This is a genomic window from Paenibacillus sp. NPDC057967 (assembly GCF_042887015.1).
Taxonomy (GTDB): domain Bacteria; phylum Bacillota; class Bacilli; order Paenibacillales; family Paenibacillaceae; genus Pristimantibacillus.
The window spans coordinates 81714-100947 of the sequence record NZ_JBHVQB010000009.1; the positions used below are offsets into that span (position 1 = coordinate 81714).

Annotated in this window: 17 protein-coding genes; 13 read left to right on the plus strand and 4 right to left on the minus strand. The window is 47.9% G+C overall.

What is annotated here, in order from left to right:
* The first annotated feature begins 25 nt into the window (after nt 1-25).
* Both ACFVSO_RS22490 and ACFVSO_RS22495 read left to right on the plus strand, forming a co-directional pair.
* Nucleotides 26-988, plus strand: a complete 963-nt coding sequence (locus ACFVSO_RS22490) for an NAD-dependent epimerase/dehydratase family protein (RefSeq protein WP_387477786.1) — start codon at nt 26-28, stop codon at nt 986-988.
* Complete coding sequence (locus ACFVSO_RS22495) at nt 985-4692, plus strand: chitobiase/beta-hexosaminidase C-terminal domain-containing protein (RefSeq protein WP_387477789.1); 3708 nt, start codon at nt 985-987, stop codon at nt 4690-4692. Before ACFVSO_RS22490 ends, ACFVSO_RS22495 begins: the two co-directional genes overlap by 4 nt.
* A gap of 99 nt (nt 4693-4791) precedes the next feature.
* Here the strand turns inward: ACFVSO_RS22495 and ACFVSO_RS22500 are convergent, their stop codons facing one another.
* Nucleotides 4792-5136: a hypothetical protein gene (locus ACFVSO_RS22500; protein WP_387477792.1), complete on the minus strand. Its 345-nt coding sequence runs from the start codon at nt 5134-5136 to the stop codon at nt 4792-4794.
* Between the two features lie 171 nt (nt 5137-5307).
* Here ACFVSO_RS22500 and ACFVSO_RS22505 point away from each other — a divergent pair, with 171 nt between their 5' ends.
* From ACFVSO_RS22505 to ACFVSO_RS22515, 3 genes are all read left to right on the plus strand, one after another.
* On the plus strand, nt 5308-7353 hold the full coding sequence (locus ACFVSO_RS22505; protein WP_387477795.1) for an AraC family transcriptional regulator: 2046 nt from the start codon (nt 5308-5310) through the stop codon (nt 7351-7353).
* A 237-nt stretch (nt 7354-7590) separates the two neighbouring features.
* Complete coding sequence (locus ACFVSO_RS22510) at nt 7591-8208, plus strand: TetR/AcrR family transcriptional regulator (RefSeq protein WP_387477797.1); 618 nt, start codon at nt 7591-7593, stop codon at nt 8206-8208.
* Nucleotides 8209-8255: 47 nt separating this feature from the next.
* On the plus strand, nt 8256-10652 hold the full coding sequence (locus ACFVSO_RS22515; RefSeq protein ID WP_387477799.1) for an MMPL family transporter: 2397 nt from the start codon (nt 8256-8258) through the stop codon (nt 10650-10652).
* Between the two features lie 139 nt (nt 10653-10791).
* On the opposite strand, the gene rnhA is transcribed toward ACFVSO_RS22515, so the two are convergent.
* A complete protein-coding gene (gene rnhA / locus ACFVSO_RS22520) occupies nt 10792-11436 on the minus strand; it encodes a ribonuclease H (RefSeq protein ID WP_387477801.1) in 645 nt (214 codons plus the stop codon).
* Nucleotides 11437-11737: 301 nt separating this feature from the next.
* On the opposite strand from rnhA, the gene ACFVSO_RS22525 reads away from it, so the two are divergent.
* Nucleotides 11738-12301: a tyrosine-type recombinase/integrase gene (locus ACFVSO_RS22525; protein WP_387477803.1), complete on the plus strand. Its 564-nt coding sequence runs from the start codon at nt 11738-11740 to the stop codon at nt 12299-12301.
* A gap of 72 nt (nt 12302-12373) precedes the next feature.
* Here the strand turns inward: ACFVSO_RS22525 and ACFVSO_RS22530 are convergent, their stop codons facing one another.
* The gene (locus ACFVSO_RS22530; RefSeq protein ID WP_387477806.1) at nt 12374-13057 is read right to left on the minus strand and encodes a universal stress protein; all 684 of its coding nucleotides are present in this window, start codon (nt 13055-13057) and stop codon (nt 12374-12376) included.
* Nucleotides 13058-13157: 100 nt separating this feature from the next.
* On the opposite strand from ACFVSO_RS22530, the gene ACFVSO_RS22535 reads away from it, so the two are divergent.
* From ACFVSO_RS22535 to ACFVSO_RS22565, 7 genes are read left to right on the plus strand one after another with little or no spacing between them, the layout of a single operon-like run.
* Nucleotides 13158-15569 (plus strand): Na+/H+ antiporter subunit A, encoded by a 2412-nt coding sequence (locus ACFVSO_RS22535; RefSeq protein ID WP_387477809.1) that lies wholly within the window; start codon nt 13158-13160, stop codon nt 15567-15569.
* Nucleotides 15556-15978 carry a Na(+)/H(+) antiporter subunit B gene (locus ACFVSO_RS22540; protein ID WP_387477812.1) on the plus strand — a complete coding sequence of 141 codons (423 nt, stop codon included), beginning with the start codon at nt 15556-15558 and terminating at the stop codon, nt 15976-15978. Before ACFVSO_RS22535 ends, ACFVSO_RS22540 begins: the two co-directional genes overlap by 14 nt.
* Nucleotide 15979: 1 nt before the next feature.
* Complete coding sequence (locus ACFVSO_RS22545; protein WP_387477814.1) at nt 15980-16318, plus strand: Na(+)/H(+) antiporter subunit C; 339 nt, start codon at nt 15980-15982, stop codon at nt 16316-16318.
* Nucleotides 16311-17786 carry a Na+/H+ antiporter subunit D gene (locus ACFVSO_RS22550; RefSeq protein WP_387477817.1) on the plus strand — a complete coding sequence of 492 codons (1476 nt, stop codon included), beginning with the start codon at nt 16311-16313 and terminating at the stop codon, nt 17784-17786. The genes ACFVSO_RS22545 and ACFVSO_RS22550 overlap by 8 nt, the downstream gene beginning before the upstream one ends.
* A gap of 14 nt (nt 17787-17800) precedes the next feature.
* The gene (locus ACFVSO_RS22555) at nt 17801-18280 is read left to right on the plus strand and encodes a Na+/H+ antiporter subunit E (RefSeq protein WP_387477820.1); all 480 of its coding nucleotides are present in this window, start codon (nt 17801-17803) and stop codon (nt 18278-18280) included.
* The gene (locus ACFVSO_RS22560; RefSeq protein WP_387477823.1) at nt 18277-18558 is read left to right on the plus strand and encodes a Na(+)/H(+) antiporter subunit F1; all 282 of its coding nucleotides are present in this window, start codon (nt 18277-18279) and stop codon (nt 18556-18558) included. Before ACFVSO_RS22555 ends, ACFVSO_RS22560 begins: the two co-directional genes overlap by 4 nt.
* Nucleotides 18542-18943: a Na+/H+ antiporter subunit G gene (locus ACFVSO_RS22565; protein WP_387477826.1), complete on the plus strand. Its 402-nt coding sequence runs from the start codon at nt 18542-18544 to the stop codon at nt 18941-18943. The genes ACFVSO_RS22560 and ACFVSO_RS22565 overlap by 17 nt, the downstream gene beginning before the upstream one ends.
* Nucleotides 18944-19028: 85 nt before the next feature.
* Here the strand turns inward: ACFVSO_RS22565 and ACFVSO_RS22570 are convergent, their stop codons facing one another.
* The gene (locus tag ACFVSO_RS22570; RefSeq protein WP_387477828.1) at nt 19029-19199 is read right to left on the minus strand and encodes an alpha/beta fold hydrolase; all 171 of its coding nucleotides are present in this window, start codon (nt 19197-19199) and stop codon (nt 19029-19031) included.
* Between the last annotated feature and the right edge of the window lie 35 nt (nt 19200-19234).

Here is a 19234-nt window from a genome sequence, read left to right on the forward strand (position 1 = left end):
AGGTAATTGGAAGGAGAAGAGTGGTGTGAGTAAAGTTTTTATAACCGGAGGCACGGGATATGTCGGCAGCCGTCTGATTCATGAAGTGATAAAAGAGGGGAAAGAAGCGATCGTCCTGACCCGTTCTGCTGAGAAAGCCAGAGAACTGAAAGCGAAAGGCGTAGAAGCGATAGTCGGCGACCTTCAATCAGACGGAGTCTGGCAGGCTGCTGCTCGGCAGGCTGAATATATCATTCATCTTGCAGCGCCTCCTACTTGGGGGGAGAAAGTTACGAAGAAGGTCGCAACGACTTTTGGCAAGGGTCATTATGAGATGACGGTACGGCTCCTGAACCATGTAAACCCGGCAACGATCAAAAAAATCGTCTATGTTGCGGGGACAAGCTTCTATGGCGATACGGGTTCGGAAGTGCCAAGAGACAGCAACTATAATGGTGAGCCAAAAGGCTGGGGTCCATATATCGCTGGGTCGGTTCATGTTCTGGACCGGTATTTGGAGCGTGGGCTGCCGATTGTAACAGCCTTCCCGGCACAAATATACGGACCTGACTCCTGGATGCCGCAGCTGTTCATCAAGCCGCTATATGAGAAGAAACCTGTTTATTCGCTGAAAGGGTATGAACCTTATTTTTCGCCTATTCACGTGGAGGATACCGCGCGTGCCTGTCTATTTTTAACCGAACAAGGTATAGCAGGTGAACGATATATCTTATGTGATGACATGCCCATGTCTTCCAAGGCATTCAAGCGCTTGATCGAGCAGGAGCTGCAAGTAACAGGGAAGGTTCGAGAAATTCCAAGATGGCTGTGTCAATTGATTCTGGGGCCGGTGTTAACGGAATATGCAACCGCTCACACCTATTTCACCAACCAAAGATTGAAGGAAATCGGGTTTCAATTCCGTTATCCAACAGCTGTAGACGGTGTGCCGGGTGTCGTGCAGCAATGGGTTGCGAATCAAGCTCAAACGGAGGGGCGAGGACAATGAAGAAATCAATGATGTATCTGCTAATAGCCGTATTGGTGCTGGCAGCAGTTCCGCATGTTTCGGCGGAAGGCAATGAAACGATCGATTCATTGGGATTTATTAGTGGGCAAGAAGTTCTGACAAGCGTATCGGTCTTTGCCGGCAATGGTGATTTTGATGATTGGGATGGAGCGGCGCTTATGGCATCTTTCCGTATGCCCCAAGGAATTACGGTGTTGAAGGACGGCTCTGTGCTCGTCGCAGAGGGCAAAAACCATCTTGTCCGTCAAATTGCGAATGGGCAGGTTTCTACATATGCGGGTGCGATGCTGGGTACGGAGGCAGGCGGAATCCCAAGCGGAGGCTGGAATGACGGGGCCAGACAATCCGCTGTATTCAACAGTCCTTCTGGAATAGATACGGACTCGGAAGGCAACGTCTATATCGCGGATGCAGAAAATCATGTTGTCCGAAAAATATCAAAAGACGGAATCGTATCTACCGTTGCGGGAGACGGCATTCTCGGACTTGTTGACGGAGCAGGCTCAGCAGCGAGATTCTATCGTCCGCAGGATGTTGCCGTTGCTGCGGATGGAACGATGTATGTTGCAGATACCTTGAATCATTCCATTCGCCGTATAATGCCTGATGGACAGGTGACCACTTTGAATGCTCCTTCTGATCGTGTCATTGAGGTTACGGCTGGCTATGCGGTTCCTGCAGGAGACTATGCAGACGGCAAGTTGTCAGAATCCAAGTTTAATGAGCCTACGAGCATTGCCATAGACGACAAAGGTAACTTATATGTCAGCGATACAGGAAATCATGTCATTCGATATATCGATTTGACTGAAGGTACAGTTGCGACGGCTGCAGGCTTGTCCCAAGGAGAACTGCCCGTATACGAAAAGGGGGCTCTGTATGCTGCAGGCGGCTATGCCGATGGTATCAGCTCAGAAGCGCGCTTCTATTCTCCTAGAGGTATTGCCGTAACGGAAGAGCAAGGACTGATTATTGCAGACAGCTTGAACCATACCATTCGTTATCTTGTTAATGGACAAGTGAGCACAATTGCCGGTGTGCCTGCACAATTCGGCCAAGTGGACGGGATTAACGGTCATAACTTGCTTCACCATCCGACAGATGTAGCCCTATTGCCGAGTGGCAACTTGATCATTGCGGACAGCTATAACAACCAAATTCGTGAGCTTGAATGGTACAAGCTTCCGGGAGATTTACCGAAAAACGACCGAGTGAAGGTTGTATTCGAAAATCAGATGATTCCGTTTGACGTGCAGCCTGAGATTGTACAGGGACGTACGATGGTTCCCGTCAGAGCGTTAAGTGAGCATATGGGCTACGAGGTTGGATTCAATGACAACGAGCGTACTATTGAATTAACTAAGGGAGACCTAAGTGTTCATTTGCAGGTCGGGAGTCGTGTAATTGCGACTGGGAATGCTGCAACGGATGTGCAAGAACAGTGGGAGATGGAGGCAGCCCCTTATATCAAAGCCGCCCGCACCTATGTCCCGCTAAGGTTTTTCAGTGAGGCCTTTGGGACAGATGTTGCATGGAACCCGAATGCGAGAACGGTGATTTTGAGAGAAATAGCAGAAGCCGTCAATCAACTTCCTCCAGCGGATCGCCATTCGAGGACGGCGACACTTGACCAGATTAAAGGAACGGTATGGATAAGCCAGGCAGGCGGTTCATTAACCTATAGAGCCTATAATGGCGTTACCCTTCATCACGGTGATCGAATCATGACTGAATTCAAATCAAGCGCAATCCTAAAGACGGCTGACCGCAAGGATGAGCTTGCGATTAACGAAAGCTCGGAGCTGTATATTTCGAATTTAAGCAGCGCGTCGCAAGTAAAGCACACGAGCCTTGTTCTATGGAGCGGAATGATTGGAGCTAGCGTAACACCGCTGGTTGACTCCAAGGATACCTTCAAAATCATAACCGCTACGGCTCAGACTGATGTTCGCGGAACGAATTTCTTTGTGGGGGTCGATCCGGTTACGGGAGCTTCGAGGCTAATTGTAAGCAGCGGCCTTGTTCAGGGAAGCGGCAGCGGAACCAATCAGAATCCCGTTTTCATATATCCGACTCAGCAGTTGACGGTGGCAGATGCTGAAGTGACCGATCAACCAGTTGTACTAGTAGATCTAGCTGATTTCGTTCAGCAAGCTTCACCTTCTATCATTGAAGCGATATTAAGGAGTAAACAACTAATCGATCAAGAGAATGCAGAGATGCTGGCACAATTGAATAGTGGGGCAGCAGGTTCTAGCCCTGGCGACAATCCTTACAATCAGTCTCCTTACGAGCTTGAACAATTCCAGAGAAATTTAGAGAACTTGCTCGCGAATTTTGCCAAGCTAGCCCTCGATCAAGGGAAGCTTGATAAAGAAAGGCTTCAGGAAATAATCGACGAGGTCAATAAAAACTCGGATAACAAAATAGATCTGGACAATGTCCCTCCGATGCAAGTAACGGAGCAGCAACGGCAGCAGCAGGAAAAACTGAAGCAATTGGAGGAGCAAAGAAAAAAACAGCAGGAGGAGCAAAGTAAGCAGCGTGAGCAGCAGGCGAAATTGGATGCCTTGAAGAATAAGCTATTGGCTGAAAAAGAGCGGCTGGAGCAGGAGAACAAGAAGCGGCAAGAAGAAGTAGCCAAAAGAGCGGCGGAGTTGCTTAAGCAACAGCTTGCGGACGCCGAAAGACTGAAATTCGAACAGCAACAGCAGGCTTTGGAGCAACAAAGACAGCAGCAGGAGGCAGCGCAGCGTCCGCAGGTGCCGACACCGGCGGAGCCTGGGCCATCCGTTCCGGCTGTGCCAGGAGCAGCAATGCCAGTGGCGAGTGTCGAGAGCGGAAGCGTAGAGCCTGGTACAGAGATCAAGCTGACGACTGCGACAGCGGGGGCCGCGATATATTATACAACGGATGGAAGCGCGCCTTCAGCAAGCAACGGAACGCTTTATGAGGGGCCAATTCTGATCGAGCAAAATACAACGATCAAAGCTGTAGCTGTGAAAACGGGGTATACGAGCAGCCCGATCCTTACCGTTAGCTACACGGTGAACATTCCGCAGTCTGAAGCAGCAATGCCAGTGGCGAGTGTTGAGAGTGGAAGCGTGGAGCCTGGTACAGAGATCAAGCTGACGACCGCAACAGCGGGGGCCGTGATTTATTATACAACGGATGGAAGCGCGCCTTCAGCAAGCAACGGCACGCTTTATACAGAACCATTGGTTATCGGTGAGGATACAACGATTAAGGCAATTGCCGTGAAATCGGGATATACAAGCAGCCAAATTCTAACTCTCAGCTATACCATTATCGTTCCTGAAGAGGAACGGCCTGAATTTGCTAATGGTTATCCTAAAACGTATGCCGACACTATAGATGAAACTACGCGCATTAACGTTCTTGTGCAGACGAATCAATCAGGCATGGTATTTATTGTTGTCGTGCCGCAGGGCGCGGCTGTTCCTACAACAGAGCAGATTTTGGCGGGCTTCGAAAGCCTGAATCCAGACTGGCTAGCTTTTTATTATGCGGATATTGCAGCTGATCAGGAGTTTCATTATGAAGTTGCAATTGAGGAGCAGGTTGCGGAATACGACGTTTATGTTGTAACTGTAATAGGCTTTGACGGTGCGGTAAGTAAGGTGCGTAAAGCGACAGGCATAACTCCACCGGCAATCGATTAGCCTAAAGAGGAATTTCAGCCGTATTTAAACTGAAAGTGGGAACAAAAAATGCCATCCATATGGATGGCATTTTTTGTGCGAATCGTTTGCGCGAAAAAATTATGATTTTGCCTTATGCAGCAGTTCCTTTATTTCACGAAGCTGTCTTTCCGTCATGTGTTGGGATTGCTCGATGGCAGTCAGCTTTTTCTCTACTTGTTCTAAGCGAAGCTGAGTATTGATTTGAATATGCTGGGCTTCCCTTTGCGTTTTGGAGTTGTCTATGACCACCAGAATGGTAAGCCCTGCGCTGGCAATCGTCAATCCTCTGGCCATTTGGTTTAAATCCAGTTCATTCAAGGAGAACAGGCAATCCGCAATTCCTGCCCCCATTAATATGCCGCCAATCGTGACAATTCCGTTTCTTTTCCACTTGTCTGAGATGATGTTCTTGGTCTGTTTCATCGAGAAAGCTCCTTCAGTACGATAGTTTCACTTGCTATAGATCTATTCATCATAAACCATGCTACCCAATGAATAGAAGCGGTTGGACTTGACAGTGTGATACGGCATTCGTTATCGTTAAGCTCAAATGATATTGATAATCATGATCAATAAAGGTTGATTTAAAATATAGTGCTGGAAGGGGCAGGCGGCGGCCAAGGGAATAAAGCCCGCTGCGCAACGAATATGAGCATGATCGAGCAAATTCATTTATGGAATCAAGTCATCGTCAGGGTGTTGGATATTCGCTTGAGACGAATAGGCGAGAGCGACGAAATTCGCAACTATGTTGCGCCGGCAAGCATGTTTATATTTTCGGCCAATGGACATGCCGAGCTGTGGGCCGATGAACATGTGTGGCTGTCGGAACGGTTCCATTTGCTGCATGTGGGCAAAGGCACGAAAATAACGGTCCAGTCCGGCGGATCGCTTGACGTCTATATGGTCTTATATAAAGCTTCGTTGCCGGATACGGCTTTGCGGGAGTTTCATATGATGCTGCAAACCGACAATCCTTTTATGGAATGCTGGGGACTGGCGCCTTCCGAGCCGCTTGTATTGCTCGGGATGCTCGAAACGATGCTAGCTGAGTGGCAAAGGAAGGATAGCGCTAACGACTCACAGCTCGGCACAGCAATAGCAAAAAGCACCGGGAAAAGCGAGGGCTTGAGAAGGCTAATGGCGAAAGGTGAATTCATCCGATTCACGCATGCGGTATTGCTGGAGCGGACGGAGCATACGGGCGCCCCATCGTTGGCCGAGCAGGTCATCCGTTATTTGGCGAGGAATTATCGCGAGACGATCTCTTTGGAACAGTTGGCTCAGCACATGAATTATACGCCGCAGTATGTATCGCGAAGATTCAAGGAACAGATGGGATGCAGTCCGCTTGATTACATCATCCGGCTGCGGATGGACGCGGCGCGAAGATTGCTGAGCGAGACCGCAGCGACGCTACAGGAAGCAGCCGCTTATGTCGGATACCCGGACACTATATATTTCAGCCGCATGTTCAAGAAGCAAACCGGGATTACGCCGGGGCAATACCGCAAGCAATTTCGCAATGCAGTTTCAAAAAGTGCAATGAAGTGGTCAGATTTGTCCGTTGTGGCGCCTCATCCGGCAATGTATCATGTTAATAATAATGATATTCATTATCAATTAGAGTTGGATGGGGGAACTGGAATGGCAATGAGCAAAAAAAAATGGTTGGCGATGGCGTTATTATGTCTGACCTTGGCAGCGTCAGCTTGCCAAGCATCGTCGGTCAACACAGGAGGAAATAATGGCACAGCGCTTCAAAGCACGAACGGCACCGCAACGGATGCTGCGAATACGGGGCTGACATCGGCAAGCGTTGAAACGCGGACCATCAAGGCGACGAATGGCGATGTGGAAGTGCCTGCGCTTGCGCAGCGTGTGGCTGCGCCATCATACTTGGGAACTTTGCTGGCGCTTGGCGTTAAGCCGATTGCGTCCGAATCGCTTCTGATGGAAAGCCCATATTTGGAAGGAATGCTGAGCGGCATAACCGTTATGGGAGAATCGTTGGAAGTGCTGCTTGATCTGGAGCCGGATTTAATTGTTACGCATTCGGCTCAGGCGGAAACAGTGGACAGGTTTTCGTTAATTGCACCGACGGTAGCCATGCCTTACAACAGTTTTGCGTCCATTCAGGAGGAAATGCGTTATTTTGGCGATTTGCTGGGAAAACAGGAGACTGCTGAACAGTGGATTGAACGATTTGAGAGCCAGACTGGTGAATTACGCGATGCGGTGCAAGCGGTGCTTGATGAAGGAGAGACCGTGTCTGTGATGCAGGAATATGATGGCACGGCGTTTTTATTCGGACCGAAGGCCGGACGCGGCGGGCGGATCATGTACGAGATATTGGGAGCGAATCCGCCTTCCAATATTCCCGATTATATGTTGGATGGTTCCTATTTTGAGTTCTCGCTGGAAATGCTGCCCGAATACACCGGAGACTATTTGATTCTGACGACATATTCGACGTTGGAGGAGTTGCAAGCTGATCCGATTTGGGGCAATCTGCCTGCAGTCCGGAATGGAAAAGTGTACATTTGGAATGAAAATCAGTCCTGGTACCGTGATCCGATTGCGGTCGAAGGGCAAATAAACAGTCTGGCCGCCTGGATCAAAGAAGCCGCCAAAAAATAGCGAATACCGGAAACCTACACAGAGCAAATGCCAAGGATCGCAGGAGGTGATCTAAGGTATTTGCTTTTGTTTTTGTGAGCAAAATGAGCAGGTAATGATCCGAACAGCCGCTATTGCCACATAAGTTTCACAAGTTGCTCATTGTGCAAGTTTGCTCATTGGGCAATAATAAGAAGGAGCAATCATTTATACACTTGTTTCTATGATCTTGAAAAGGAGTGTACACATAATCGGAATATGATGAACAAACCTGGTCTGCGCCATATGAAAAGGGAAGCTACCGCAAGTGCGCTTGCCGATGCTGCTTTTGCGCTTGCGCTGGAGAAAGGGCCGGATGGCTTCGTCGTGGAGGAGATCGTCCAGCGAGCGGGCTACTCGAGAAGAACCTTCGCCAACTATTACTCTTGCAAAGAGGAAGCGGTCGCGGCAGCGGCTGTCAACTTCAACGGAGCGGAAGAAGTCATTGAATGGATCGATGCACTCGACAAGGAGATGTCTCCGCTTGATAGTCTGTACCAATTGTTAAGAATGCAAATGACAACGGAGCACTTCCACAAATTGCGTCAGCTCGTGCAACTATCCAAGCAGCACCCGACGCTTGAGCCGTATATACTCAGTGCTCTCCATGGCTTGCAGAGAAGCGCTCAGGAGATGCTAACCGAGCTGTCCCGCGGACGTCACCCGGAAGGCTACACCCATCTTCTCACAGGGGCTGTTTACGGAGCGATCTTGCCGTTACTGGACGGCAGCCTGAATGTAAAGCTCCCGGATCACTCCTCCTCCGATACGGAGGGCGCCGTTACGTTCGAGCAGTATTTGGATACCATGTTTAGCTACTTGCGCCAAGGATTCTAGTCTATCGTTACTTGTGATTACAGAATGAAAAGGAGCAACATTATCTCATGTCTACTTTCTTGTACAAATTAGGCAAGTCGGCTTACAGCAAGCCTTGGGCTTTCATTATTAGCTGGATTGTCATCCTCGGGGTTGTACTCGCTCTACTCGGGGTGAACGGTATACATGTCACGTCCGACATGAAAATCGAAGGCACAGAATCTCAGAAGGTGCTGGACAAGCTGTCAGAGGAGCTGCCGGAGGCTTCCGGCGGACAAGCAAGCATTCTGTTCAAGGCGCCTCAAGGCGAGCGCTTGGATACGGAGGAGCGTCTAGCCTCTATTATCGAAGCCGTGAATAAGGTATACAACGTGGAATACGTCATTAATCCGATTGAACTGGCTGAGAAAGCCGGTGTTGCGGCAGGCGACGCCGCTGCCCTGGCAGGAGCAGCACAAGGAGCGGCGGGCGGCAGTGATGCTGCCGGAGCGGGTGCAGCACAGGGGAGCGACGCAGCTCAGAATCAGGAGGCGGCCGCTGGCGAATTGCCTCCGTTCGGCCCGCTCATGGTGAACGGGATGCCGGTGCCAGGCGTCATGCTCGCAACTGATGGCAGCGTAGCTCTGTTCCAGTTCCAGTTCACGGTTCAGCAGATGTCGCTGCCGGATTCGGTGCCGGATTCCGTCATCGAAGCGGCTAAAGCTGCCGAGAGCACGGGCATCCTGGCACTGCCAAGCGATTCGCTGATGGGCAAGCCTGCTATTGGCTCGACAGAAGCCATCGGCATTGCTGTTGCGGCAGTCGTATTGTTCATGACGCTTGGTTCTGTGGTTGCAGCGGGATTGCCGTTGCTGACGGCACTTATGGGTGTTGGCATTAGTGTAGGAGGAGCGTTTGCTTTCTCTAAAATTTTCCATATGACCGATCTCACGCCAGTTCTGGCGCTCATGGTAGGCCTCGCTGTCGGAATCGACTACTCGCTCTTTATCGTAAACCGCCAGCGCCGCATGATTCTGGAGCAGGGACTTAGCGCTAGAGAAGCTGCAAGCCGTGCGGTTGGCACCGCTGGCAGCGCCGTCTTTTTTGCCGGATTAACCGTTATTATTGCCCTGTGCGGTATGCTCGTCATCGGCATTGGCTTCTTGTCCGCGATGGCGCTTGTGGCGGCTGTGGCGGTTCTTGTCAATGTGCTTGTTGCCTTAACCTTGCTGCCGGCGTTGCTTGCCCTGGTGGGAGAGCGGATCTGTTCGGAAAAGGCCCGCGCGAAGAGCAGGGAAGCGGCAAAACACCCTCGCAATGGAACAGCACAGCGCTGGGTCAAGTCGGTGGTGAAAGGCCGCTGGGTCATTATTATTGGCGTCATCGTGATCTTGGGAGCCGCTGCGCTTCCGGTAGCGAAGATGGAGATGGGTATTCCTTCAGGCGCAACCGCGAATCTGGACACAGCCGCAAGACAAAGCTACGATGCGATTTCAGACGGGTTTGGCGAAGGCTTTAATGGCCCGCTGCTGCTGGTCGCCGAGCCTCAAGGGCCTTCTGACACGCTCGCTCCTGAGACGCTTGGAATGTTGGTTCAAGAGCTTCAGCAGCATGAGAATGTGTCGATGGTTACGCCAATGGGCTTGAACCAAACGGGCGATATGGCGATTATTAGCCTGATTCCGAAGACGGGGCCGACGGATGCGGAGACGAAAAACCTGGTGCAGGAGCTTCGCGATACGGATTCCGAGATGGTGAAGACCCATGCTATCAAGCTTGGCGTTACCGGATTTACCGCGATCAACATTGATATGTCGTCGAGATTGTCTGAGGTGTTCCCGCTTTACGTGGGCATTATCGTCATTCTCTCGCTCATTATCTTGTTGCTCGTCTTCCGCTCCATCATCGTACCGATCAAAGCGACTGTCGGATTCCTTCTCAGTGTTCTTGCCACATTCGGGGTGACGACGGCTGTGTTCCAATGGGGCTGGCTGCATTCGCTCTTCGGTTTTGACACGGGCGGTCCGCTGCTGAGCTTTATGCCGATCATGGTTACCGGTATTCTATACGGCCTTGCTATGGATTATCAGGTGTTCCTGGTCAGCTCCATGCGCGAGTCCTATGTACACGGGCATCACGGCAAGGAAAGCGTCATTGACGGTTACGATCAGGCGAGCCGTGTGGTCGTAGCGGCAGCCGTTATCATGGTATCGGTATTTGCAGGCTTTATCTTCGCGCATGATATTATGATCAAACAAATCGGCTTTGCGCTGGCAATCGGCATTCTGATCGATGCGTTTATTATCCGTATGGCGCTCGTTCCTGCAGTTATGGCAGTATTCGGCGACAAAGCCTGGTGGCTGCCGAAGTGGCTGGACCGTATGCTGCCTAACCTGGACGTCGAAGGCGATAAGCTGATCGCTCAACTGAAGACAGAGGAAGAAGGCTTGGCCAAGGTGGCTTCGGTGCCGAAGCGATCTCGCTAAGCCAAAGAGACAATGATCAATCCTACTATTAAGCTATGAAAAACACCTTCAAGTGTTGAACGCCTGTCACGAGACAGGGATTCAATCTTGAAGGTGTTTCTATTTGGAGGCTGATGAGGATGGTCAGTCTAATGACCGATTATTTTCTGCCGAAATCGGCTTTGATCTCGCCCCAGATCTCCGTCTTCCACTTCATCACTTTATTGTCATACGTGTTGGACTCTAGCCATCTTATCGCTCGATCTGCCAGCTCCCATATTTCCTTGGTCGAAGCGTCCCGGACGAGACTGGAGCTGATACTTTTCTTTTTGAGCCAGCTAAGCGCGGTTTTGGAATCGGTGTACACGGTTTGCTTGCTTCCCTTTTGCTTCAGATAGGCCAGTCCGTGCACAATCGCAATGAACTCCCCGATATTATTCGTTCCTTTGGCGATAGGGCCATGATAGAAGAGAATTTCGCCTGTTTGAGTACTTACTCCCTTGTACTCGACAATCCCTGGATTGCCGCTGCAGCCAACATCGACACTGATGCTGTCCCAATCAATGTCTTCGATTGCATCCTGTGTGATTAAAGCAGGCTTCTTCTGGGCGGGCTTGTCTGTGCTCTTCTGTCCCCAGTGCAGCCGCCATCCATCCTTGTAGGCTTGTTCAGCCTCCTCACGAGAGCCAAATGATTTATATTTCGCATCTGTGTAATGATTCGTCTGCTCCTGACATTCTGCCCAAGTCGTATAGATTCCCGGCTTATGGCCTGCCCATACGACATAAACCTTTTGTTTTGCCACTTTCATCACCTTCTTGATTCATAATCCGAAAGCTATAACATTCGATAAAAGCCTGCTTAGTTCCTTTTATTATTTTGAAACGTAAGGGAGGCCGTCATTCCTCCAGCATGTTGATTTAGATTCTTGTCCGGCTGGTTTGGATTTAATTGAAGGTCGCTCTTTATTTACTGGAATAGGTCTATGTCGTCAATAATGCGGCTAACTGACTATTTTTTTATAAAAATGAAGCGATTTTTTTATTGTGATGTTACTTAATATCTGTTAACCTTAAATTAAGTAACATTAAGCGGAGGGGTTCTCTGTGCAATTTGTAAATCCAATTCGGGACTTGAAAACCATTCAAGCGATGAAAGAAGAGTTGAGAAAACACTCTATAAGGGACCTGTTACTTTTTGTACTGGGAATTAACACGGGGATTAGTCTCCTTGATTTACTGAATCTTCAGGTACAGGACGTTTGGGATGGCCAGAATGCGAGACCGTTTCTTTATATTAAGGATGAAAAGACGGGAGAAGATAAGGCTCATTTCTTAAACAGCAAGATCGATGAGATACTAACGGAGCATTTATCTAACATCGATTGGAAACCTGAGGATTATTTGTTTAAATCCAAAAAGGATTGTCGTCCCATTACCCGTCAGCAGGCGTATCGAATTATTAACCACTCGGCAAGGGAGATAGGAATTTGTGAGAAAATCGGGACACATACGCTGAGAAAGACTTTTGGTTACCATGCTTATTATAGGGGAGTAGCGATCTCTATCTTAAGGTCGATATTTCATCATCATTCCACGGCAGAAACACTGAAGTATTTGGGAATCGACAGAGCGGAGAAGAAACCCATTCAAGTGGATGTCAATTTGTAAATGATCCTGTTTTGAAGGGATAAAAAAACTCTCCGCATACATGCGGAGAGGGGGAGTTTCTTTTATTCGCTTTTAGTCGGCCGAGTCGTCTAGACCCATCGCTGTAGAAATATCTACGTTTTTAAATTCAGTGACGATCCCGTCACTAACGAGCACGTTTAAAGTTGCGGCATCCTTCATAAAACGGAAAATCCCGTTATCGAAATCTGTATCGACTTCTTTGAAGAAAATGCCCTCAAATTCGGTTTGCTTTTCGTGATTGAAGCTTAGCTTATAATGGTTCCCATCTTTGACCAAATAAGCACGAACTCCCTTTTCATATATACCTTCTTCATCCCGAATATAACGGGCAACGGAAACAATATGCAGATCGACAAATGGGATCTCGCGTACTAAGGCATTAATGATAGATCCCTTCGTAATTTGTTCCCATCGGCTGTGCGCCGTCTGACCAAGAATGATCTGTGTAATGTTGTTATCTCTGGCTACTTCTGCAATGACCTTAGAGACAGGGCGGCTTTCATTGTCCTTCATAATAAATTGGGCTGTTGCATGAGAGTGGGCATATTCTTTCCATTGTTCGATATAGAATAATTTTTCGGCATCCAGCTCGTCGAATGGCTTGGGATCAATGGTCAATATATATAGCGGAGATTTCATCAAATTAGCGATTGCACAACCGCGTTTGATTAGTCTCGCGCCATTGGGACCATAATAAACGCAAACAAGAATGCTCTCATTAAACACGTTGTTCATTTTAAATATTTCACCTCTAGGTCTCGATTATTATGTAAGACTATAGTTGAAGTTACGACAAGAGTCAAGGAAGCAGAAGACATGAATAGGAGGAGTGCACTTGAGTATATTCTTTATATTTATTTTTCTCCCGTTGATCAGTGCAGTGCTTGTACCCCTACTTTATAAGTATTTCAATCGCCTGGTACATACGGGATGGTTCGTTTTACTTGTACCACTATCTATTTTTATCTACTTGATACAGTATATACCTGGTGTTGCGTCTGGGAACACCTATAAATACACATTATCCTGGATTCCATCCCTCGATTTGAATTTTATCTCCTACGTAGATGGGCTTAGCCTGTTATTCGGTCTGCTTATTAGCGGTATCGGTACCTTGGTCATTATTTATTCTATTTTTTACATGTCCAAGGTTCGTGAGGCTCTCCATAGCTTCTATGTCTACCTGCTCATGTTCATGGGCGCGATGCTGGGGGTCGTATTCTCGGATCACCTCTTGGTTCTGTACGGGTTCTGGGAGTTAACCAGTGTCTCTTCCTTCTTATTAATAGCCTATTGGTACGAGCGCAAGAGTTCTCGCCAAGGCGCCTTAAAGGCGATGCTCATTACTGTCCTTGGCGGATTCGGCATGTTAGCCGGATTTATTATGCTGATCATGATGGCGGATACGTACAGCATTCGGGAAATGATCGCTAACCTGGACGTTATCCAAAGCCATGCGTTGTTTATTCCTGCCATGCTATGCATTTTGCTTGGCGCATTTACGAAATCCGCGCAATTCCCGTTTGGTATTTGGCTGCCGGACGCGATGGAGGCGCCAACCCCGGTCAGCAGCTATCTTCACTCGGCTACGATGGTCAAGGCCGGCATTTATTTGGTGGCTCGCATGACACCGCTTTTCGGGGGCAGCTCCGTGTGGTTCTGGCTTGTGGCCGGCATTGGTCTCGTTACCCTGCTTTATGGTTCTTTGACTGCGCTGAGACAGACAGATCTAAAGGCAATGCTAGCATATTCAACAATTAGCCAATTGGGACTGATCATGTGCCTGCTTGGGGTCGGTTCCTTAGCGATCTATTTTGGACCTGGCGATAGTGGCACTATCTTTACGGTTGCGACATTTGCCGGCCTATTCCATCTGTTTAATCACTCGACCTTCAAAGGCAGTTTGTTTATGGTTGTAGGTATCATTGACCATGAGACAGGCCGGCGTGATATTCGCTACTTAGGCGGTTTGATGCAGGTGATGCCGATCACATTCACGATCGCTGTAATTGGCGGCTTTTCTATGGCGGGGTTGCCGCCGTTTAACGGATTTTTGAGTAAGGAAATGTTTTTTGCGGCGGTGAATGATGTATCCGGGGCCGGCATTTTCGGTTTGAGTAACATCGGTCTCCTGTTCCCGATCATTGCTTGGGTAGCCAGCATATTGACGTTCGTCTACTGCATGATTTTTGTATTCAAAACCTTTGGAGGAAAATATCGCCCTGAAAAACTGACGCGAAAAGTGCATGAAGCGCCTTGGGGAATGCTGTTTTCACCGGCCGTTTTGGGTTTACTCGTCATATTCATCTTTTTCTTCCCGAATGTTCTTGGAAAGTATATTCTCACACCGGCATTAACCGCTATTTTGCCTATGATGCCGACTTCTCCATACGACCTGAAAATTAGCGCATGGCATGGGCTGAACATGGAGCTCGTGATGACGATCGGTGTCATTGTTGTTGGCATCCTGCTCTTCAAAACAAAGGAGCGGTGGATTCAGGCCTTGCGAAATTATACGCAGGGATTCACGTTGAATCATTGGTACAATCAGAGTTTGTCGGGTATGGAGAGGCTCTCAGCATCTCTGACGAATCGGTATATGACAGGCTCGCTCAGACATTATCTGATCTACATTTTTTCTTTCTTTGTCATTGTATTGCTAAGTTCGCTTCTGCTGCTCCACGGTATTCAGTTTGATTTCGCAAGTAATGCAGCTATCAGTATTTTTGATGCGGGGCTTGTGCTTGCGATGGTAATCGCCGCACTGGCTGTCTTATTCGCCGGCAATCGAATCGTAGCTATTGTTGCTCTAGGGGCTTTAGGTTATATGGTTTCCATGTTCTTTGTCATCTTTAGGGCGCCTGACCTGGCTTTGACGCAAATGGTGGTGGAGACGGTGACAACGGTTCTGTTCCTGCTATGCTTCTACCATTTGCCGAAGCTGAAGAAAAGCATTGAGCGTATTCCTTTCAAATTAACGAATCTGGTTATTTCGATCGCGATGGGCTTAACGGTGACCCTGCTCGGATTGTCTGCGAATGGACATAAATTGTTTGAACCGATTTCAACGTTTTTTGAAAATGCCTACGAACTGGCGGGCGCCAAAAATATTGTTAACGCGATACTAGTGGACTTCCGCGGTTTCGATACCATGCTGGAAATATCCGTGCTCGCCATTGCCGGGCTAGGGGTGTATATATTGGTTCATCAACGTTCCAAAAGGAGGGAACAACATGAAACCGAATGATGTGATATTGAAAAGTGTAACTCGAGTGGCTGCCGTGATCATATCGACCTTCTCGATTTATTTGTTCATGAATGGTCACCATCATCCGGGAGGGGGATTCATTGGGGGACTTAGTACCGCGTCAGCTATTGTCCTGTTGTATCTTTCTTTTGGAATCGAGAAGGTAAGAGAAAATATACGAGTCGATTTCAAAAAGCTTGCGGCGATCGGCGTGTTGATTGCGATTGGAACCGGAATGGCAGGCGTGGTATTTGGCCAACCTTTTTTAACCCAGGCCTTTGGTTATTATGACTTGCCTATATTCGGAAATACCGAACTCGCGTCTGCTTTGATTTTTGATACCGGAGTCGCTCTAGCTGTTATAGGCACCGCAGTCAATATTATTCTAAGCATAAGTGAGGACCGCTAATATGGAGACACTCATGGTCATACTTGTCGGTATTTTGGTATCCATTGGAACTTATTTGATTCTATCTAAGCAACTGCTGCGAATTGTCCTCGGTGTATCGATCGTGGGTCACGCAGTCAATCTGTTGATCATAACTTCTGGCGGGCTGAAGACGGGGAGCGCCCCTCTGCTGGGAGAGAAGGCCGCAGGTTTTGCTGATGCGCTTCCTCAAGCATTAGTGTTAACTGCAATTGTCATTAATTTTGCCGTGACAGCGGTAGTACTCGTTTTATGTTACCGCGCCTATCAGAGCTTCGGGACGGATGACATGGAGCAATTAAGGGGAAATGAGCATGAATAATTTGTTGATCGCGCCGATAATCATTCCTCTGTTGACTGGAATGGTCCTCATTATATTCCAAAAAAATATAATGCTGCAGCGGATTCTTAGTTTGGTCGCGTTGTTAGCCACCCTTGTCACTTCGGTTCTATTGATGAATCAGATCAGAGATGGCGGTATTCAAACCTTGCAATTAGGCGGTTGGGAAGCGCCTTACGGCATTAGTTTAGTGGGTGACATGTTCAGCGCTTTGCTGCTGCTCGCTACCTCTATTGTCTCGGCAGGCTGCCTGATCTATGCCTTTTCATCGATTGGGCGAAGGCAAGAAAAACTTTATTTCTATCCTTTATTTTTGTTTTTGATCACAGGTGTCAACGGCTCGTTCTTGACTGGGGATTTGTTTAATTTATATGTCTGTTTTGAAGTGTTTTTGGTTGCTTCCTATGTATTGATTACAGTGGGGGGAGCCAAGAGGCAGCTTCGCGAGTCGCTGAAATACATTTTTACGAATATTATTGCATCGGCGTTCTTTTTGATCGGCGTTGCTTACTTATATTCGATGACGGGCACATTGAACCTCGCCCAGTTATCGATTCGAATCGCAGAGATTGGCCAGGATGGGTTAATAACCACTGTCGCATTATTATTCCTGATCGTGTTCGCCATGAAGGCGGGATTATTGCTTTATTTCTGGCTGCCCGGATCATATAGCGTACCGCCAACGGCAATCGCAGCTATTTTTGCCGCGTTGCTCACTAAGGTAGGGATCTATGCCATTTTCAGAATGTTTACACTCGTTTTTTATCACGAACCACAGATTACCCATCTGTTTATCGGGATATTAGCCGCCATTACGATGATATTAGGCGGACTCGGTGCGAGCGGTTATTCGGATCTGAGAAAAATATTAACCTACAATGTGATCATAAGCGTCGGATTTATTATGGCTGGACTTGTCTCATTGACATCGGCCGGCATAACGGGTTCTATTTATTATTTGATTCATGACATCCTGATTAAGGCGATTGTATTTCTGATAGGGGGAACGATTGTTCATCTCACGGGAACAAGCGATTTGAAAAATATTAGCGGCTTGATCCGGCTTCACCCCCAATTAGGCTGGATGTTCTTCATTGCAGCTTTGTCTATGGTTGGAATTCCTCCGTTAAGCGGTTTTCTTGGCAAAGTATTTACGACGCAAGGCGTCTTTGAAGCAGGGTATTACTGGCTTGGCGTAATCGGTCTGGTGGCCAGCTTGCTCATTCTGTATTCGATGACCAAACTGTTTATGAACGCTTTTTGGGGTGAGACGATTCTGAGTGTAGAAGAGGAGAAGGGGACGACGAAAGGTTTGTTGTTTCCGATCGCTCTATTGACGGTGGCTAGTGTGGCCCTGGGAATCGGCGCTGAGGCGATTACGGGTTATGTGGCTCAAGCTGCGGAGGAATTGCTGAATCCAAATTTATATATTCAAGCCGTGTTTGAATAAAGGGGGAAACAGCCATGCCCGTTCAGGTGCTACTCAACATATTCATTGCTTACTTGTGGATGTTTCTGCAAGAGGAAATGACCATATTAAACTTTATCAGCGGTTACTTAGTCGGTCTGATTATTTTACTGTGTATCCGCCGCTTCTTTAATAAACGGTTTTATCTATTTACGCTAGCTGCAATCGGCAAGCTGTTCATTCTTTTTATCCATGAGCTGAATACGTCTGCGGTGGCGGTTATGAAGCATGTACTCCGTCCTAAAATTGATGTCAAACCAGGCATTTTCAAGGTAGAAACGGATTTGGAGGGGGATTTGGAAATCACGCTCCTATCCTTATTAATTTGCCTAACGCCAGGCTCGGTCGTCATGGAGGTCAGCCCTGATTCCAAGGCGCTGTACATCCACGGTCTGAACATGCCCGAATCGAAGGAATCGGTCTTAAAATCAAAGTCTGTTTTTGAAAAGGCGATAAAGGATGTGACGAGAAAATGATATTTGAGACGGTGTTGATTACTGCATTAGGTATATTAATGCTGGCCATTCTGGCCAATTTGTACCGGGTTATAAAAGGGCCGTCCAGTGCGGACCGGGTTATAGCGCTGGATTCCGTCGGTATAAATCTGATCGCCAGTATTGCCGTGTTCTCCGTGCTGCTGCACACTCATGCCTTTTTTGATCTCATCTTATTGATTGGAATCTTGTCATTTATTGGAACGATTGCCTTTGCCAGATTTATTGAAAGAGGTGTTGTGATTGAGCGGAAGCGGTGAAGTAATCGGGGCGATTCTCATCCTTATTGGCGCTATCTTCAGCTTGATCAGCGCAATAGGGAATGTGCGATTGCCTGATGTGTATACCAGATCTCATGCTGCATCTAAAAGTTCTACGCTTGGCGTGTTGTGCGCGCTCGTTGGAACATTGCTGTATTTTTTAATTACCGACAAGTTCTTCAGCATCCGCCTCATCTTAGGAATCTTCTTTGTATTTCTGACAGCTCCAGTGGCTGCCCATGTGATCTGCCGGGCCGCTTACCGCCACAAGGTGCCGTTAACCGAGCAGAGCGCCCAAGATGAATTGAAGGACTATTATATGGAGAATGAGATCCTTGAGGCAAAAGAAGATGAGGCCAAGCTTGTAATGGATCAAGGGAAATGAAGCAAGCGATCTTCAGAGGGAATGGACAAGAGAGTATCCATATGGATGCTCTCTTTTATGAGAAAACGGTCATATCTTAGGACAATTATCCAAACAGAAAATGAATTACATATTGATTGAACGCCTCCGGCTCCTCGACAAATGGAAGATGGCCGCAGCCTTGCATCACAATTTTGGTTGAATGTGCGATTTTGGCATGAACGGCATTCGCGGTGCGAATGTTGAAGGGATGATCCTGCTCGGGAACGATAATCATAGGATGCTAGAGCAGTCCATTCATGCTACCTAAAT

Coding starts and splice junctions, on each gene's coding strand:
- ACFVSO_RS22495 (WP_387477789.1), top strand. CDS start 985: ATGAAGAAATCAATGATGTATCTGCTAATAGCCGTATTGGTGCTGGCA.
- ACFVSO_RS22500 (WP_387477792.1), bottom strand. CDS start 5,136: ATGAAACAGACCAAGAACATCATCTCAGACAAGTGGAAAAGAAACGGA.
- ACFVSO_RS22510 (WP_387477797.1), top strand. CDS start 7,591: ATGATGAACAAACCTGGTCTGCGCCATATGAAAAGGGAAGCTACCGCA.
- ACFVSO_RS22515 (WP_387477799.1), top strand. CDS start 8,256: ATGTCTACTTTCTTGTACAAATTAGGCAAGTCGGCTTACAGCAAGCCT.
- ACFVSO_RS22530 (WP_387477806.1), bottom strand. CDS start 13,057: ATGAACAACGTGTTTAATGAGAGCATTCTTGTTTGCGTTTATTATGGT.
- ACFVSO_RS22540 (WP_387477812.1), top strand. CDS start 15,556: ATGAAACCGAATGATGTGATATTGAAAAGTGTAACTCGAGTGGCTGCC.
- ACFVSO_RS22545 (WP_387477814.1), top strand. CDS start 15,980: ATGGAGACACTCATGGTCATACTTGTCGGTATTTTGGTATCCATTGGA.
- ACFVSO_RS22550 (WP_387477817.1), top strand. CDS start 16,311: ATGAATAATTTGTTGATCGCGCCGATAATCATTCCTCTGTTGACTGGA.
- ACFVSO_RS22555 (WP_387477820.1), top strand. CDS start 17,801: ATGCCCGTTCAGGTGCTACTCAACATATTCATTGCTTACTTGTGGATG.
- ACFVSO_RS22560 (WP_387477823.1), top strand. CDS start 18,277: ATGATATTTGAGACGGTGTTGATTACTGCATTAGGTATATTAATGCTG.
- ACFVSO_RS22570 (WP_387477828.1), bottom strand. CDS start 19,199: ATGATTATCGTTCCCGAGCAGGATCATCCCTTCAACATTCGCACCGCG.